This is a genomic window from Planctomycetota bacterium (genome assembly GCA_021414025.1).
Taxonomy (GTDB): Bacteria; Planctomycetota; Phycisphaerae; order Phycisphaerales; family SM1A02; genus SYAC01.
This window is the reverse complement of record JAIOPG010000002.1, coordinates 351,542-369,340: the sequence shown is the minus strand read 5'-3', so window position 1 is coordinate 369,340 and position 17,799 is coordinate 351,542. Positions and strand designations below refer to the sequence as shown.

The 17,799-nt window shown below is 65.5% G+C and carries 14 protein-coding genes; 7 read left to right on the top strand and 7 right to left on the bottom strand.

Annotated features, from left to right (window positions below; genetic code table 11):
- Positions 1-35 precede the first annotated feature (35 nt).
- Positions 36-926, bottom strand: a complete 891-nt coding sequence (locus K8R92_02290) for an ABC transporter substrate-binding protein (GenBank protein ID MCE9618719.1) — start codon at positions 924-926, stop codon at positions 36-38.
- Positions 927-963: 37 nt separating this feature from the next.
- On the opposite strand from K8R92_02290, the gene K8R92_02285 reads away from it, so the two are divergent.
- Complete coding sequence (locus K8R92_02285) at positions 964-2,826, top strand: DUF885 domain-containing protein (GenBank protein MCE9618718.1); 1,863 nt, start codon at positions 964-966, stop codon at positions 2,824-2,826.
- Here K8R92_02285 and K8R92_02280 read toward each other — a convergent pair.
- On the bottom strand, positions 2,812-3,465 hold the full coding sequence (locus K8R92_02280) for an MBL fold metallo-hydrolase (protein ID MCE9618717.1): 654 nt from the start codon (positions 3,463-3,465) through the stop codon (positions 2,812-2,814). The two genes, K8R92_02285 and K8R92_02280, sit on opposite strands and share 15 nt — an antisense overlap.
- Positions 3,466-3,475: 10 nt before the next feature.
- On the opposite strand from K8R92_02280, the gene K8R92_02275 reads away from it, so the two are divergent.
- The 4 genes from K8R92_02275 to K8R92_02260 all read left to right on the top strand — a co-directional run bounded on the left by K8R92_02275 (position 3,476) and on the right by K8R92_02260 (position 8,411).
- A complete protein-coding gene (locus K8R92_02275) occupies positions 3,476-4,333 on the top strand; it encodes a HEAT repeat domain-containing protein (protein ID MCE9618716.1) in 858 nt (285 codons plus the stop codon).
- A gap of 16 nt (positions 4,334-4,349) precedes the next feature.
- Positions 4,350-5,912 (top strand): MATE family efflux transporter, encoded by a 1,563-nt coding sequence (locus K8R92_02270; GenBank protein MCE9618715.1) that lies wholly within the window; start codon positions 4,350-4,352, stop codon positions 5,910-5,912.
- A 156-nt stretch (positions 5,913-6,068) separates the two neighbouring features.
- Positions 6,069-7,352, top strand: coding sequence for a radical SAM protein (locus K8R92_02265; GenBank protein ID MCE9618714.1), 1,284 nt, complete (start codon positions 6,069-6,071; stop codon positions 7,350-7,352).
- Positions 7,353-7,400: 48 nt separating this feature from the next.
- Positions 7,401-8,411, top strand: a complete 1,011-nt coding sequence (locus tag K8R92_02260) for an adenylate/guanylate cyclase domain-containing protein (GenBank protein ID MCE9618713.1) — start codon at positions 7,401-7,403, stop codon at positions 8,409-8,411.
- An 89-nt stretch (positions 8,412-8,500) separates the two neighbouring features.
- Here K8R92_02260 and K8R92_02255 read toward each other — a convergent pair whose 3' ends face one another.
- The 3 genes from K8R92_02255 to ilvE form a co-directional block, all read right to left on the bottom strand.
- On the bottom strand, positions 8,501-9,352 hold the full coding sequence (locus K8R92_02255) for a hypothetical protein (protein MCE9618712.1): 852 nt from the start codon (positions 9,350-9,352) through the stop codon (positions 8,501-8,503).
- A 33-nt stretch (positions 9,353-9,385) separates the two neighbouring features.
- Positions 9,386-9,859, bottom strand: a complete 474-nt coding sequence (locus tag K8R92_02250) for a zinc ribbon domain-containing protein (protein MCE9618711.1) — start codon at positions 9,857-9,859, stop codon at positions 9,386-9,388.
- A 414-nt stretch (positions 9,860-10,273) separates the two neighbouring features.
- Positions 10,274-11,167: a branched-chain-amino-acid transaminase gene (gene ilvE / locus K8R92_02245; GenBank protein ID MCE9618710.1), complete on the bottom strand. Its 894-nt coding sequence runs from the start codon at positions 11,165-11,167 to the stop codon at positions 10,274-10,276.
- 39 nt (positions 11,168-11,206) lie between these two features.
- On the opposite strand from ilvE, the gene ispH reads away from it, so the two are divergent.
- Together ispH and rlmN are read left to right on the top strand one after the other, a co-directional pair.
- Entirely contained in the window at positions 11,207-12,268 is a 1,062-nt protein-coding gene (ispH, locus tag K8R92_02240; protein ID MCE9618709.1) for a 4-hydroxy-3-methylbut-2-enyl diphosphate reductase, read from the top strand.
- A complete protein-coding gene (gene rlmN, locus K8R92_02235; protein MCE9618708.1) occupies positions 12,265-13,440 on the top strand; it encodes a 23S rRNA (adenine(2503)-C(2))-methyltransferase RlmN in 1,176 nt (391 codons plus the stop codon). Before ispH ends, rlmN begins: the two co-directional genes overlap by 4 nt.
- Here rlmN and K8R92_02230 read toward each other — a convergent pair.
- Positions 13,403-16,852: a 2-oxoacid:acceptor oxidoreductase family protein gene (locus K8R92_02230; GenBank protein MCE9618707.1), complete on the bottom strand. Its 3,450-nt coding sequence runs from the start codon at positions 16,850-16,852 to the stop codon at positions 13,403-13,405. The two genes, rlmN and K8R92_02230, sit on opposite strands and share 38 nt — an antisense overlap.
- On the bottom strand, positions 16,849-17,742 hold the full coding sequence (locus K8R92_02225; protein MCE9618706.1) for an HAD-IIB family hydrolase: 894 nt from the start codon (positions 17,740-17,742) through the stop codon (positions 16,849-16,851). The genes K8R92_02230 and K8R92_02225 overlap by 4 nt, the downstream gene beginning before the upstream one ends.
- Positions 17,743-17,799: the final 57 nt, after the last annotated feature.

The window sequence follows — 17,799 nt, the reverse complement described above, 5'->3', positions numbered from 1 at the left end:
AGGGGCGAGAATATAGCCGCAATCGCCGATGTGTTTTATCGAGCGGCGAAGAGAGATTCGGTGGAGCGCACCGCGGGGACCAGCCCGGCCGCCGCCGCATCGGAAAGCAGGCGAAGGATGGCGTTTTCACCGCGCGGACCGAAGTCCAGCGACATGCGGTTCACGTAGAGGTCGACGAAGGTTCCGGCGAGCCCCTGGTCCATGCCGCGGGCGAACTTCATGGCGTATTCGATTCCCTTGTCGCGATGTTGCATCGCGTGCTCCACCGAGCGCTCGAGCAATCGCTGGACGCTGCGCGAGGTGCCGGCGCCGTAGCGCGCGTCGAGATCACGGCGGATGGCGTTGAGACCCAGCGGCAGCGGCAGTTGCGTCTGCTGCTTCCACCAGGCGCCGAGATCCTGCACCAGGTGGAGACCGCGGTCCTGGAATTGGAGCTGCCCCTCGTGGATCACCACGCCGGCGGGAAATTCGCCCGACTCCACCGCTTCCATCAATTGGTCGAAGGGAACTTCCTTGTATTGAAACTTGCCGGGCCCAAGGAGCAGGCTGAGCACCATGAAGGAAGTCGTCCGCACTCCGGGCACGGCGATGACCACGCCGGGTTCCTTCAGTTGCGCCGTGGTCATGGGGTCGCGCGAAACGAGCTTGGGTCCGTAGCCGTCGCCCACGCTGCTGCCGCACGCAGTGGCGCAGTAGCGCTCGACCACCAGCGGCAGGTTGGCGCAGCTCATCGCCGTGATGTCCAGCAGCCGACTCGCATCGCCCGCCGAGCGGCGGTTCAGCGACTCGATGTCGTCGCACACCTGCACAAAGCGGAAGCGATCGTCGCTGACTTCGGGTTCCCCGCCATCCACGCCGAAAAGCGGCCACCACATGAAGGCATCGTCGGGATCCGGGCTGTGGCCAAGCGTCAGTTCAATCGGCATTTGGCAAGAGTAGCCCCACTCCTGCTACTTTGATGCGATGCGAGCCAAGCACCATCCTCTTGCGGAAATCATTTCGGTCGGCGCCCTTGTTGCGATCTTCTTCGCGGTTCAACCGGCGGGCGCACAGGCCGTCGCCGGCGGCGCCGCGAAAGCGGATGCCAAGCCAAGCAGCTCCGCCGTGCTCAACCAGGCCTTCGACTCCATCCAGGCCTTCCGCGACCGCGAAGACCCGATGGAGGCGATCGCCAATGGCCGCCCCGCGGACGCCTTCCGCATCAGCGACCAGAGCGCGGCCGCCACCGCGCGGCGCAACAAAGAGACGATCGCGCTGCTGGGCGCGCTCAAGAGCGTTCCGCGCGACGGCCTGAGCGAAACGGAGCTGCTCGACCTGGACCTGGTCCTGCGTGACCTCGAGCTCAGCGTGCAGTCGCAGAAATTTCAGGAGCACCTGCTGGTGATCGGGCCGCTGGGCGGGCCGCAGCAGAACATCCCGCAGATGTCAGAGCGCATGCCGTTTGAGCGCGGCCGCGATCTGGAAGCTCACGCGGCGCGACTTGAGCAGGTTCCCAAGCAGCTCGCCGACCAGCAGGCCCTGCTCGAGGAGGGTCTGCGCCTGCACATCACCCAGCCCAAGGTGATTCTGCAGGGAATGGATTCGCAGTTCGATGCAGTGATCGCCGGAAAGCTGGAGGCGCTGCGGGCCCCCTTCCTGCGCACCTATCCCGACCTGACCCCCGAGCAGAAGCAGGCGCTGGCTGCCCGCGGCGACAAGGCGATCGAGAAGATCCTGGCGTCGCTGACGACCTTCCGTGATTTCGTGAAGAACAAGTACATCCCCGGCTGCAGCGACGAGATTGCCTGCGCCTCGCTGCCCAACGGACCGGAGTGGTACGCCTTCCGCCTGAAGCAGCAGACCACCACCACCAAGACGCCGCAGGAGATCCACGCCATCGGACTGGCCGAGGTCGCCCGCATCCGCGCCGAGATGCTGCAGGTGATCCGGCGCACCGACTGGTTCACCCCGGATTCGGCGCTGGCTTCCCTCCCCGACGACGAATTGTTCTCGCGCTTCACGGCCTTCCTGCGGAGCGATCCGCGCTTCTATTACCAGAGCGCCGAGGAATTGCTGCGCGGCTACCGCGATGTCTGCAAGGGCATCGACGCCCACCTGCCGGCGCTCTTCGGGAGATTGCCGCGCCTGACCTACGGCGTGCGCGAGATCCCCCGCTTCATGGCCCCCAGCCAGACCACCGCCTACTACCAGCAGGGCAGCCTGGACGCGGGCAATCCCGGCTGGTTCTACGCCAACACCTTCGCACTGAATCAGCGACCCAAGTACGAGATGATTCCGCTGGCCCTGCACGAGGCGGTGCCCGGACACCACCTGCAGATCGCGCTCGCTCAGGAATTACCGCAGCGCCACACGGTGCGGCGCGACATGGGCTTCACCGCCTTCGTGGAGGGGTGGGCGCTCTACGCGGAGCGGCTGGGCATCGAGATGAAGCTCTTCGACGATCCCTACAACGACTTCGGCCGACTGCTCTACGAGATGTGGCGCTCCTGCCGACTCGTGGTGGACACCGGCATGCACTCGATGGGCTGGAGTCGCGACAAGGCGGTGGCGTTCATGAAATCCAACACCGCCTTGAGCGAGTTGAACATCGAGCGCGAGATCGACCGCTACATCAGTTGGCCCGGCCAGGCCTGCGCCTACAAGCTTGGCGAGCTCGAGATCCGGCGGTTGCGCAGCGCGGCCGAGAAGGAGCTCGGCGCTTCGTTCGACCTGCGCGCCTTCCACGACGCGATCCTTGGTGATGGCGCCCTGCCGCTGGATGTGCTCGAGGCCCGCATGACCAAGTGGATCGCGGCGAAGAAGGCGGCGGGATCAGCGGCCCGCTAGGAATGGATTGCTGCGCCGTTCCTGTGCAATCGTGGTGGGCGGACCATGTCCCGGCAGGATCGCGGTGTCGTCGGGCAGCTTCATGAGCACCTGATTCAGGGAACGCATCAGCGTGGCATGATCGCTGCCGGGGAAATCCGTGCGGCCGATCGAGCTTTGAAAGAGCGTGTCGCCGACGATGGCGAATTTTTCCCTTGGGCAGTGCAAAGTCACCGAGCCCGGCGAATGACCGGGCGTCTCGAGCACTTCGAACTCGACACCGCCAAGGGAAAGCTTCTGGGATTGCTGCAGCGTGCCCGTCGGCGCCGAAACCGAGATCGGCTCGCCCATGAAATAGGAAAGATTGAGCTGGGGATCCGCGAACCACTCATGCTCCGCCGCGTGGGCGAGCACGGGAATCTTCGGATACATCGCGCGAACCTGATCCAGCCCGGCGATGTGGTCGGCATGCGCGTGGGTGAGCAGGATCGCCTCGGGCTTCAATCCCGACGAGCGAAGGAAGTCGAGCAGCGGCTCCGGCGCCTCGCCCGGATCGACGATCCAGCAGGCGAGCTTCCCGGTTTCTCCCTTTTTCCCCGCGACTTCGACTACATAGGCGTTGGTTTCGCAGCGGCCGAGAGCGAAGGCGTGAAGTTTCACGGCTGATTCCATGCACAACCTTATACTGCCCGGCGTGAAATGGTGGCCCGGAATTTTCGCGCTCGGCGGAGTGGCTCTCCTGGCGGGTTGTGACACCATGACGAGCGATTTCAACTCCTTCACGAATTCGTTTTCACCGCCCTCGCCGGCGCAGGCCGCCCAGTGGGCCCTGGATCCCTACGACCACGAGAACCAGCGCCGCGGCACCGTGCTGCTGGCCAACGCGCCGTGGGGCGGCAGCCCCGCCTACCTCAGCATGTACCGGCTCTATGTCGAGGACAACTCCGATCCGCTGGTCAAGGCAAGCGCGCTGGACGCGCTGGCCCGACACGGCGAGGTGAGCGACGCCGAGCTCGTCGCCAAACAACTGCAGAACAAAAACATCCAGGTGCGCATCGCGGCCGCGAAGGCATTGCAGCGCATCCATGATCCCAAGATGACCGCTCTTCTCTGCTCGCGCGGAACCGACGAGAACGAGGAAGCCGCGGTCCGCACCGAGATCGCCATAGCGCTGGGCCAGTACGCCGCCGACGACTCCTTCCAGGCGCTCTGCGCCATGGTCGACCACCGCGAGCTGGCGGTGAATCTTGCGGCCAACGATTCGCTGCGCCTGCTGACCGATCACGACTTCGCCCTGGACCGCCGCCTCTGGCTGAGCTGGTATCGGGCGACCAAGACCCCCTTTCGGCGCGAGCTGCAATACCTCTATCCGACCTACCAGCGCGAAAAGGGGTTCTGGGATTACATCACCTTCTGGGCGCCGCTCAACTTCGAGAAGCCCGGCGTGCCGGTAGGCATGGACGAGGCGAAGCTGCCGCCTTCAACCGCGCCGGATGATTTCCAGAACCTGGGCAACTCACCGAAGTGAAAGCATGCGCTGATCGATGAAGTCGACGAAACCGAAGAAGCGAGCCGCCGACGCGGACCGCGATGTGCCCATGACCTCGATCGGCCCGGACGATCCTGCGGACACCCTCATGGCGGTCGCGGAGATCGACGCTGATTCGTTCGAATCCGGCGAGATCCGCTCCGGGCGACTGGCGGGCAAGAGCATGTGGAGCGCGATCTGGATTCTCGCGCTTCCGGTCTTGCTGCAGCAGCTCATGGCCGCCTGCGTGGGCATGACCGACAAGATCCTGGCGGGAAACCTGCCCAGCAAGGTGGTCGTGCCCGCGATGGACGGCATCGGCATCGGCACGTATGTGGGGTGGTTCACCGGCATCGCGCTGGCCGGGCTCGGCGTGGGCGGGCAGGCGATCATCGCCCGCGCGATGGGCAGTGGCAACAAGCGCGACGCGCACGAGGCGCTGGGCGCCAGCGTGACGCTGGGCGTCGTGTGGGGCGCGCTGGTCGGCCTCTTTATGTGGCTGCTGGCGGCGCCGCTGGCGGCGGTCTCCGGCCTTTCGCCCGAAGCTGCCGCGCATTGCTCCACCTATGTCTCGGTGATCGCCTGGAGCATGCCCTTCTGCGGCGTGATGACCGTGGGCGGCATGTGCCTGCACGGCGCGGGCGAGACCACCAAGCCGTCGCTGATCTCGATCGGCATCAACGTCATCAATCTCTTCGCCAGCTGGATGCTCTCGGGCGTGGTGCTGCGCTTCAACGGAAACGAGTTGCCCGCACCGCTCTCGATCGATCCTGAAACCTGGGGCGTGTGGGGCATCGCCGCGGGAACTTCGCTGAGCTACATCGTCGGCGGCATCGCGACGGTCTGGGTGATGGTCAGGGGCGTGAAGGATCTGCGGCTGGAGAAGAAGACGCTCAAGCCGAAGCGCAAGATCGCCTGGCGCATCACGCGGCTGGGCATTCCGAATTTCTTCGAGGGGCTGGCGATGTGGGGTTCCAGCCTCTTCATCATGGGCTTCATCGGGCAGATCGCCCGCGGCGCCACCGGACTGCCGCCACATCAGGGATTGATCGGCGCCCACATGATCACCGTGCAGTGGGAAGCCTTCTCGTTTCTTCCCGGGTTCGCCATGGGAACCGCGGCCGGCGCGCTGGCCGGGCAATACCTCGGCGCCAAGAATCCGCAGATGGCGCGCAAGGCGATTTGGGCCTGCACCGTGCTGGGCATGAGCATCATGGGCGCCATGGGAATTCTCTTCATGACCGAGGGAAGATTCCTCGCGTCGATCATTTCCAGCGAACCGGTGCATCTGGATGAGGTTCCGAAATTGCTTTTCGCCTGCGGCACGGTGCAGGTGTTCTTCGCGCTGAGCATGACGGTCCGGCAAGGGCTTCGCGGCGTGGGTGATGTGAAATGGATTCTGGCGATCACGGTGGGAAGCATCTATGCGATCCGCCTGCCGCTGGCGTGGGCGCTGGGCGTGTGGATGGGCTACGGACTCGCGGGCATCTGGTGGGGATTGAGCCTTGAGCTGGGCATCCGCGGGCTGCTTTTCCTGGCGCGCTTCCGCTACGGCAACTGGCAGAGACTCCGGGTCTGACTTTCATGTTTGGACTCCAATCGCGGTTGCTCCTAGACTGCCGGAATGCCGCCACTTCATGCGACGATCGACGCGTTTGACCGGGGACTTCTGCGCGATGTCGCCGCCGGCGCGGCGCGGCTGACGCCGCAGCAATCGCTGCGACTCTTCCAGGAGATGCCGCTGGCGGAACTCGGCCACTGGGCCGACGAGCGCTGCCGGAGCCTGCACGGCGAGAGCATCCGCACCTATGTGATCGACCGCAACATCAATTACACGAATGTCTGCACCGCCAAGTGCACCTTCTGCGCCTTCCGCCGCGACGGCGACGAGAGCGATGCCTACACGCTGCCGACGGAGAAGATCCTGGAGAAGATCCGCGAGCTGGTCGCCATCGGCGGCACGCAGATTCTGATGCAGGGCGGAATGAATCCCGAGTTGCCGCTTGAGTGGTATGTGGAGTTGCTGCAGGCGATCAAGTCGGCTTATCCGCAGGTCCATGTCCACGCGTTCAGTCCGCCGGAATTCGTGGAATTCGTGCGCTTCTTCAAATCAGGTGGCGCGACGATGGAAGAAAAGTTGGAGAGCGTGATGCGCGTCCTTCACGCGGCGGGCCTGGACAGCGTGCCGGGCGGCGGCGGGGAAATCTTCGCCCCCGCGGTGCGAAAGAAAATCGGACTGGGCAAATGCACTGCTGAAGAGTGGCTGACCGTGATGCGCGTGGCGCACAAACTGGGCATGAACACCAGCGCCACCATGATGTTCGGCCACATCGAGGGCTTCGCCGACCGCATTCACCACATGGAACTGGTCCGCCAGTGGCAGGACCGCGCGATTGCGGACTTCTCGCACGATGGGGGCGGCCGCTGCATGGCATTTATTTCCTGGCCCTTCCAGCGCGAAAATACGCCGCTGGGCCGGGCCAAAGGCTGGGACGAAGAAGTCGGGAGCGGCAAGCAATTCCCCGGCGATGTCGTGGCCAGGCTCGACGGCAACGGAACCAAAGACGCGGATCCCGAGTTCGGCCGCCGCGTGCGCATGAGCGGCGCGACCGACTATCTGCGCACGCAGGCGATCAGCCGCCTGCACCTGGACAATGTCTGGTCGATCGGCTCGAGCTGGGTGACGATGGGTCCGCTGGTCGGCCAGGCCGGGCTTCTTCATGGCGCCAACGACATGGGCAGCGTGATGATGGAGGAGAACGTGGTCAGCAGCGCGGGCACGACCTACTGCCTCAACGAAGCGGAGATCTGCCGGCTGATCCGCGACGCGGGTTTCCTGCCTGCGCAGCGTGACAACCACTACGACCTGCTGCGCGTCCATGACGGCAAAGACAGCCCGGATCTAGCGGTCGCGGATTGGAGCCTGCTCCGCGCCAAGCCGCTGCACCGCGAGAATCACGACAAGTCGAAGGCTCCGGTCACTGTCACTGTGGGCCAGACCGCCATCGAAACTCAATAGTCGAATCAAGTCGTAGCGGCGCGGTGTGCAATGTTAGACTTCGCGCCGATGGATACCGCGCTCGCCCGTCGTCGCGCCCACATCGTTCTCGTCGGCGCCGCGATCGGCGCCGCGCTCGGATTCGCCTACATGCTGGCGATCGAGCCGCCCGGCTGGGCCGCCGCCGCGCGCGGCATGGCCGCGGGCGCCGCGATCGCCGGCGGCGTGACGCTCCTCGAGACCTACGGAGCCGCGAGCGCGGCAGGCCGCGCCCTGCGCCGCCTCCCCTTCGCCGCCTTCGTCGCGGTCAAGGTTGGGCTCTGGATCGTCTGGATCATGCCGGTGCTCGCCGTCGTGCGGCACTTCGCGCCGCCGACCGAACGCGGCACGTTCGTCCTCGCCGGAGACGCGCTCTACTCGCTCGCGGTGTCGTTCGTCATAGTCTCGCTGATGGAGGTCGATCGCCTGCTCGGGCCGGGCGTGCTGTGGCGGCTGGTGATCGGGCGCTACCATCGACCGGTCCTGGAGGATCGTGCTTTCCTGCTGCTGGACATCGAGAGTTCGAGCGGGATCGCCGAGGACATCGGTGACGAACGCTTTCTCGGCCTGCTCCACCGCGTGATCACCGACGTGAGCGAGGCGATTGTGGCACATGGCGGGGAGATCTACCGCTTTGTCGGCGACGGGATCATCGTCAGCTGGCCGACCGTGGCGGCGGTGCGCGACGCGCGCATCCTGCACTGCCTCGCCGCGGTTGTCGCCGTCATGGAGCGCAATCGCGAGACCTACCGCTCCGAGTTCGGGGTCGCGCCGCTGGGCCGCGCGGCGATGCATGCGGGTCCGATCGCGGTCGGCGAGGTCGGCGACGCCCGGCGCGAGATCGCGTTCCTCGGCGACACCCTCAACACCGCTTCCCGTATGGACCAGGAATGCCGGAAGCTGGGCCGGCGTGCGCTGATCTCGAGCGACCTGCTGGCGCGCCTCGCGGTGCCCGATGGCATGCGCGTCGAGTCGCTGGGCGACGTCATGCTGCGCGGCAAGAGCCATACGGTCGCGCTGCATGCGATCGAGATCGGCTGAAGTGTTTCGTGGCGCGCCGGCCACCCGACTTTCCCCGCCGCCAGCACGATTCTGTTGTCATTGGCCTTCCATTCCTGGAATCCCATCGCTTAATCCGCCGGCGCGGTTGACACGGCGGAATCCCACCGCAACTTTTCCGGAACCACCTTGCCGCATTCCGGGCAGTTGATCCCGGTCAACTTGTGAAGCAAGTAGCCGCACTCGCAGTGGGGCTCGTCGCATACCACCTGGATCGCCAGCCGACACTTTGAACAATGCGCAGGCCCCATGGGCAATTGAATCGCCTCGCCGCAACGCGGGCAATTCATCTGGACCGTGATGCGATCGGAGTAACTCTGGGCCATCTTCACGGCCCGTTCTTTTTCAATGGTGGCCAGGATCAGGGAGGCAATCTGGCTTGCTCCGGCGATCATGTAGGAAATAGCGAACCACTCGAATGGAATCGAGTTCTTGAGATACATCTCGGTTTCCTTTGAAAATGCGAAAAGGATCACATTCACTCCCACGGCGACGGCAAGCACGAACGCCACGGCCCGGATCAACCGATTCGAAAGTTTCTGAAGCCGCAGCCGCAGCAGCCACATGCAATCCAACGCCATGAGCAGATAAATGAGGGCGCACAAGACCATCCGTTCCATTTCGTCCGACCGAGGCGACCACCAATGAGACCACTCCCAAATGCTCGAGACAAAGATTGATACAACAAAAGAGATGCAGAGCCAGCTTGAAAGTGCGACCAATTTGAGCCAGGGACTTTGAAACCAAAGCCAGAGGAAGCAGCGGCCAAGCACCAATCCCAAAAAGGTCAGCACCAGCGTTGCGAGAATGCACGCAGTCCACTCTGAATTGGCAAGAATGGCGTACATGCCCAGCAGCAACATCACGCCAATCACCGCCAGGGCGAATCGGTTGAAGCGAGAGGTCCACAACCGATAGGCCATGTCAATCCTCCGGCGCGTTGGTTTTGACGCGGCTCATGAAATGCATGGACTCTTTGTCCCAAGGACCGGGTCGGTGGACTGAGAAGACACGGCGGAATCCCACCGCAACTTTTCCGGGACCACCTTGCCGCATTCCGGGCAGTTGATCCCCGTCAGCTTGTGAAGCATGTAGCCGCACTCGCATCGAGGCTCATCGAACTCGATTTGAATCTCCAGGTGGCATGCAGAGCAGGTCGCACCGCCTGTCGGCAGCCGATTCGCCGCGCCGCAACGCGGACAATTGAATTGAAGCATGAATCCCCCAAGGTGTTTCCGGGACAGCTTCGCCGCCCTCTCCTTTCCGATGGAGGCCAGGATCGCCACAACGACCTGGCTCGCGACAACGGTCATGAACAAATTCAACATGAGTTGCTCTTCGCGAACTTGGCCGAGCAGCTCCTTCATCCAGTCCGTTTCGTTTGCCAAAATGATGAGCGTCCCGAACACGATCGCCAGAACAACCGACACGGCGCGAAGCCATCGGTCGACCCCCCGTTGCAATTTCAACCGAAGGAGCCATTGGCAGTCCGTCACCAAGAGCAGGTAGATCACCGCGCAAATCACCGCATGCATCATGTCCAGCGATTCCGGAGACCACCAGTGGGACCACTCCATGAACCCCGAAACTAAAACCGAACCCGCGAAGAGGATGCACAGCCAGGTGGAGACAGCGATCAACTTGCTCCAGAGATTGCGATGCCAGAGCCACAGCGTGCTGCTGCCAATCACCAATGCCATGAAAATCGTGAAAAGGACTCCAAGGTAGTCCTGAGTTTTCTGCGATTTGGAGAAAACGGCGTAGACGCCCAAGGGCACAAGCACAACGACAGCTGCCAACACGAATCGGTTGTAGTTGGACTTCCAGGCTCGGAATCCCATGGGTCAATCTTCCGGCGCGTTGTTCTTGACCCGGTTCTTGAAATCCGCGGCAAGTTTTTTGGTGATCGGGCCGACTCCCCCGCCGCCGATCACTGTGGCGTCGATCTTGGAGACGCCGATGATTTCCGCGGCGGTTCCCGTCAGGAACACCTCATCTGCCGAGAGCACATCACCCAGCTTCAGCGGGCCTTCCTTCACCTGCAGCCCCGCGGCCGGCGCCAGCGTATCGATGACAAACCTGCGCGTCACACCGCGCAGAATGCCCGCGGTCACCGGAGGCGTGTACAGGACGCCCTTCTTCACCGCGAAAATATTGTCGCCGGTGCACTCGCTCACTTCACCGGCCATGTTCAGCATGATGGCCTCGTGCACGCCGGCGTCCAGCGCCTCCACCTTGGCGAGGATGTTGTTGAGATAGTTCAGGCTCTTGATTGCGGGATCCAGGCACACCGCGGGAATGCGCGGCCGCTTGGCCACGACAATCGGCATCCCCTGCTCGTACATCTTCTCCGGATACAAGTGGATCCGGTCGACAATGATGATCGTGCTCGATGTCGGACAATGATTTGGATTCAACCCGAGCGAACCCTTGCCGCGCGAGGCGATGAGCCGGATGTATCCATCCTTCAAGCCGCTGCGGGCCACGGTGTCGCGCACCGCCTGCGCCATCTGAGCGCGGTCCAGCGCCGGCTTCAGGCGAATCTCCGCCGCGCCGCCGAAAAGCCTCTCAAGATGCGACATCAATTTGAAGACTTTTCCGCCATACATGCGGATGCCCTCGAAAATGCCGTCGCCATAGAGGAAACCATGGTCGTAGACGCTGATCATGGCCTGATCGGGTCCCATGAACTTGCCGTCGATGTACACCGCGGGACCGGACTCGCTCGAAGTTGACATGCTCTGAAGTTACCAAGCCGCGAGCTATCATCGGATTCGATGAAACTTGTCCTTGCCAATCCCCGCGGATTCTGCGCCGGCGTCTACATGGCGATTGACGTGGTCGACCAATTGCTCGAGCTCTGCCCCGGCGAGCCGATCTATGTCTACCACGAGATCGTGCACAACATGCACGTGGTCGACCGCTTCCGCAACCGCGGCGTGACCTTTGTCGAGGACGTGGCCGACGTGCCCGAGGGTTCCATCCTGGTCTTCAGCGCCCATGGCGTCAGCCCCGCGCTGCGAGCCGAGGCCGAGGCGCGGCGCCTGACCGCGATCGACGCGACCTGCCCGCTGGTGACCAAGGTGCACAACGAGGCCATCCGCTACGCCCGCGTGGGCTACCAAATTCTGCTGGTCGGCCATCTCGATCACCAGGAAGTGGTGGGCACGCGCGGCGAGGCGCCGGAAGCGATCCAGGTGGTGCAGAGCCCCGCCGACATTCCAAAGCTGCAGATCAAGGACCCCGCAAAGCTGGTCTACCTGACGCAGACCACACTGAGCACCGACGACGCCGACGTGATCATCAAGGCGCTCAAGACCGCTTTTCCCCTGCTGAAGGAACCGCCTTCGAGCGACATCTGCTACGCCACCACCAACCGGCAGCGCGCCGTGCGGGCCCTGGCTCCGGACGTGGACCTGGTGCTGGTGGTCGGCAGCCGCAACTCCAGCAATTCGGTTCGTCTGGCGGAGATCGCCGAGAAGGTCGGCACCAAGGCGCGGCTGATTGACGACAAGAGCGAGCTGCGGCCCGAGTGGTTCGAAGGCGTCGAGACCACGCTGATCACTGCCGGCGCCAGTGCGCCGGAGGACCTGGTGCACGACCTGATCGCCGAGCTCATCGAGCGCTTCGGCGGCGAGGTGGAGCAGCGCGACATCTACCGCGAAGAGGTCGAGTTCGGCCTGCCCGGCACCCTGAAGGACCTGATGCGCCAGCGCGGCGTCGACCCGAGCAGCTGCCGCGTGGTCCGCACCGACAGCGCCCCCGCCCTGCACAGCTGGCTGGAGGAGCGGCGCATTCCCCATCGCACCATTGACCTGACCATCGGCGCCACCCAGTGACCGAATCGGACTCGCCAAGCCGCCCGGGAGAACGCTCCGCGTTTTTCGAATTCGATCCGACCACGCTTGCGGAATGGACCGCGGCGCGCAGGATGCCGGCCTTCGTGCCCAAGCAGATCATGGAGTGGGTCTATGCCAAGGGCGTCATCCAGCCCGCCCTGATGACCAATCTTTCCAAGCTCAACCGCGAGACGCTGGAGCGCGAAATGATCTTCGAGCAGGGCCGCTTGCAGGCGGAGATGAGCGCCACCGACGGCACGCGGAAATTGCTCCTCGCCTGGCCGGATACTTCCGCGCCTGCAACGGGCTTGCTGCCGATCATGAACCATTCACCCTCGGCAAGTTCGCTGCCGATCGCCAACCAAACCACTTCCGACCGCACCACCGAGTGCGTGATGATTCCGACCGAGGATCGCAAGACCGCATGCGTGAGCAGCCAGGTCGGCTGCCCGGTGGGATGCAAGTTCTGCGCCAGCGGCATCGGCGGACTCGAGGGCAACCTCACCCGCGGCCGCATCGTGGAGCAGGCGTGGCGGCTCGGCCGCCTGAAAGACGTGGAGCGAATCTCGCATGTTGTGTTCATGGGCATGGGCGAGCCGCTGGCGAACTTCTCCGCGGTGACTGACGCCATCCGCACGCTCAACGCTCCGTGGGGCATGGGCATCTCCGCGCGGCGCATCACGCTGAGCACCGTCGGGCTTCCGGCCGCCATTCGCAAGCTGGTCGGCTTCGAGATTCCGGTCACGCTGGCCCTGAGCCTGCACGCGCCCAACGACGAGATGCGCCGCCAGATCATTCCCTGGGCGGAATACTCCACGATCGCCGAGCTGCTGGACGCCTGCGACGAATGGTTCCGCACGACGGGCCGCGAGATCACGCTGGAATACATCGTGCTGGGTGGATTCAACGACCGTCCGGAGCATGCCGAGGAACTGGCCGGACTGGCCAAGCGGCTGCGGGCCAATGTGAATCTGATCCGCTGGAACGAGGTGGCGGACCTGCCCTTCCGTCGGCCGCTTTCGGATGATGTCCATCTCTTCCAGGAAGTGCTGCGCAACCGCGGCGTGAATGTGCACATCCGCGCCAGCCGAGGCCGCGACATCGCCGCCGCGTGCGGTCAGCTTCGCCACGAGGTCAAGACGGGGTCAGCCGCGCGGACGGCTCAGCGGTAGCGGCCGCGATCTCAGAGGCGCTGAGCCATTCCGTCGCCAACGAGCGGATCGACTTCTCGTCCAACGAGAGCAGCGTGCCGTCGACGGCGGACTCGTGCAGCCGCGCGAAGAAGGCCCCCCACGAATTACGGCGCTCCGGCTCGGCCGCGGCGCGCACCACCATCTCGGTCACCGCGTCGCGCGAGGCGCGATCGGTGGGCTTGCCGCGCACGCCCAGCGGCACCAGCCAGGAGAGCGTGCGGATCACCTTGGCGGGCCAGTCGCTGGAGCGGAAGTCCAGGCGGATGAAGCGCCCGAACAGCGTGGCCTCGATGCGGTTGAGGAAGCGCCGCTCCATCTTGTCGCCGCGGCCGGCGCGCACATCCAGCCGGCGGCGCGTGAGTCGGCGCTGCTCCAGGCTGGTGCTCATGGTGGCGACAAAGACCAGGTCGCGGATCAGCATCACTTCGGCCAGCGGCAGCGGCGCGTAGACCAGCAGCGGCCAACCATCCTCGCCCGAATCGGCGCGGGCCAGACCTCGCAGCAGGCGCGCGTAGGTTTCGGCGTAGGCCATGCCGCCCCAGAGCCAGCAGCGATGGAGCCCGGTGACGGCGTCGCGCCGGGCGGCGCGGCCGGCGCGCGTGCCCGAGAGCGGCGCCATCGTCTGCAGCAATTCGCGCATCAGCGCCCGGAAGCGCCCGCGCGAGCGCCGCGCGAAGAATCCGCTCTCGGAAATTTCCAGGTCGATGCGCCGCACCAGCCGCGCCAGCCCCTCGGGCCCGCGGTCCTTGGTCTCGCCCGCGCCCAGCGGCAGGTTCATCAGACGCGTCCGCTCCGCCGCAAGCACGCGGCCATATTGCACCGCCTGCACGCAGCGGCCATAGCCTCGCTCCTCGATGCGGCCCACCGCGGCCTCCAGCGCGCTCTCGCTCACCGGAATCAGCCCCTGCTGAAAAGTCATGCCCAGCAGGACGAGATCCGTGAGCCGTTCGGTCAGAAAGGTCTGCCGGCAGATGTTGGCGACGTCCATCAACAGCACGCCATCGCCGCGGCACATATAGGAGGCCGCCATGGCCAAATCGCCGGCGGACTTGATGTCCTCGGCGTCGACCTGATCATCCAGCAGGCCGGTGTTGGCGATGAGATAGGTGCGATCACGCTGCGCCACCCGCAGAAAGGGATCGGGCCCCAGCGCCCGCACCGTCTCCACGGGATCGAGTCCGATGACCACGTCCGCCTCACCGTAGGGAATCTGCGTGGCGCAGGTCGAGTGGACCGCGTCGAGGCTGGTGAAGACCACCTGGCTCCAGGCGCGGCGGCCCGGACCAACGGGAATTGCCTGCGAAACCGCCTGGACGCGGTAGCCCATCGAGCGACCCGCTTCACACAGCGCAAGGGCTGCAAGTCCCGGCAAGTCGCCGCGCCATCCGGCCAGATGCGCCCGCCACCGGCCGCTGTTGGCGTGGACAATCTTCGGCGGCGCAGGCCGCGGCGCTCCGGGCTGCAATTCATCGGGACGCGGCGGCTTGGTGCGCAGCACCTCGACCTGCTCCAGCAGCGGCCGCGCGTTGAATTGGAAGCGCGCGCCCGTTCGATCCGCAAGAACCTCCACCTTGAACTCCGTGCGCAGCGGATTGGTGCCGCGCTCCAGGCCGCGCTCCACCATGATCGCCGGCGCCGCGGGGCGCACGTCGCAGGCGGCCTCGGCGGACCAGATGGCGCGCTGCAGCGGCACGAACCCCATGCGGTCCACCTCGGCGAAGCCGCGATCGAGCAGATAAACGTCGCGGCGCGGCGGCGGGCCGTCGCGGCCGATGACGATGGTGAGCCCGTCGCGAAGGGCCGCCGAGCGCAGCAGCTCGCGGAAGGTCGGCCGGTCGTTCAGATCGCCGTGCATCACCTCGACCGGCGAGGCCGCGTCCTGCGGAATGGCGGCGCGGGCCAGCGGCTCGATCTCAGGGGTGTCCTCGCCGCCCAGGTCGCAGACGGCGAACATGCGCGGCTGGCTGTCGCGGGCCGCCTGGCGCACCGCGGTCGCGCCCTCGCGGGCGAAGCGGCGGCGGTCCCACGCCTCCACCACCACGAAGCGGTCGGACTCCGGCGCGTCGCGACCCTCGAAGATGATCCCGGTGCGCGTCTCCTGCGGGGTCGACTCGTTGCGCGAGGCGAACTGCTCCGCGACCTCGGCGATGATGGAGCGCAGAGAATCCATCGCGCCCGAGGCGCCGATGCCCTCGCCGCGGTCGGGCACCTTGAGGCTCTCGGTCTGCGGGACGCTGCCGGTGAGGCGCTCCTCCACTGCGAGCGAGGGACGAATCTGGCTCAGGATGTGGGCGATCTTGCGGGCCAGGATCGAGGGGCGCGTGGCGTCGTTGAGCTCCAACACCGGCTCGACCTCGCCGTCGGAGGGAAGACGATCCCACCAGATCGCGGCGATCTTCTCGCCGGAGCGCCGCGCCATCTCCGCCACCTGCAGCGCCTCGCTGGCCAGCGTTCCGGGGCGCGGCTCCAGCACCACCACATTGGCGCAGCGCGACAGCAGGCGCACCAGCGAAGCCTGATCCAGCGGGTGCGGCATTGTCAGCGCCAGAAGCGGCACCCTTCCCGCAAGACCAAGCTCTTCCAGCAAATGCCGGATCGCCATCACACAGGAGCCGGTGGCCACCACCCCCCACGGCTCGGTCTCGCCCGGCGAGGGCATGGCGCTCAGTTGATTGAGCTCGAGCCGCCGCGCGATGGCCAGCGGCTCTTCTCGCTCGGCGCTGCGCGTGGGCCGGCGGTTGCGCTTCAGTTCCAGTGCGGCGTCCACACGGTCGAGCACGCGGTTGGGCTCCACCTCCAGCGTGTCCAGCGAACGCAGCAAGCCGACATGGGCGATCAGCGCCACCGCGCTCTCGGTGGCTTGGGCCACTCGGAAGGCGTCCTGGATGCCGACGCGCAGACCATCGACGGTGCTCGGGGCCAGGCAAGGCAGGCCCAGCTGCGCAGCGCTTTGCAGCGGGCAGGCCATCGACGAGAGATAGGGATTGTCCTCGAGCACGAAGACCACTCGCCCCTCGCCGTGAAATCGCCCCACGCGCTCGCGGGCCAGCAGCGCCATCGCGGCGTGCAACTGGTCGTTGGGGACGAAGGCCACGGCGCGCTTGCCCAGCGCCGCCGAGCGCAGGGCCAGCTCCACGGCGCGGGTGGCGTCGACGGAGGTGTGCAGGGTCAGGCCGTGCCGCTGCGAGACTTCGAAGGAGCGCGGCTCCACGAGCACGCGAAAGAGCATGTCCAGCGGCTGCCGCCGCGGCGCGAAGACGTCGGAAACCGGCCACTCGCACTCGAAAAGTCCCTTCAAGAGGGCCTCGAAGGCGGTGCACAACACGTAGCCCTCGGCGCGCACCACCGGCGGCGTCCACACTTCGCTCTGATCGCGGCCGAAGGAGGTCACGACGCGGATCGTACCGCTTCCGAAGTGAAGGCTCCGCTGAGGATCCGCTCCGCGGCGTGCGCAAAGCCATCCTCGCCGTGGTGCGGCGCGATGTGCTTGGCATGCTTGTGGACGTGGGCGTGCGCATTGCCCATGGCGATGCCCACCCCCGCTTCGCGCACCATGATCAGGTCGTTGAGCCCGTCGCCGATCGCGTAGACGCGCTCGTTGCCCAGCCCGCGCCGGTCGCGCAGCTTCCGCAGCATGGTCCACTTGTCGGTGTCCAGGGAGTAGATCTCCAGCAGGTGCGTCTCGCTGCCGATCGCCGCCGTGGCGGTGACGGCGCTCCACGACTGCATGGTGGCGCGGCCCCGGAATTTTTCTCGCATCGACGTGCAGACCGGCTCCAGCAGGTCGCCGCGATCGACGGCCCCCACCCGCAGCACATGATCGAAGCCGTGGGCCTCCGCCTCGCCGAGGTCGGCGGCGCGGCGCACCGGAACATTGTGCGACTCGAGCCACCACTGCGTCGCCGGATCGATGGCGCCGGTGCCGATCAGGCAGTAGTCGTGCGAGCTGGCGGCATGGTCGCAGAGCAGATGCGCCAGCAGCCCGCGCTCGATGACCTCGGCGGCCAATTGACGGGCGAGATCGGCTTCGATGGTCGAGCGCTCCAAGGTCGTGCCCGTCGCCGCATCGCTGAGCACGCTTCCTCCGGAGGTGATGGCCAGACCCTGGGTCTGGATCGCCTCGAAGACGCGGCGCGACTCGCGCCAGGAGCGCCCCGTTGCAGGCACCACCTCGTATCCCGCGGCCTGCAGGTTGGCCAGGGCCTCCTTGTTCCGCGCCGACACCGTGCCCTTGGCGTCGAGCAGCGTTCCATCCAGGTCCACGGCGATCAATCCCTTCATCGGCCCGAGGGTACGGGCAAAGCCTTGGTCGGACCGCGCTTCCCGCTACACTCCTTC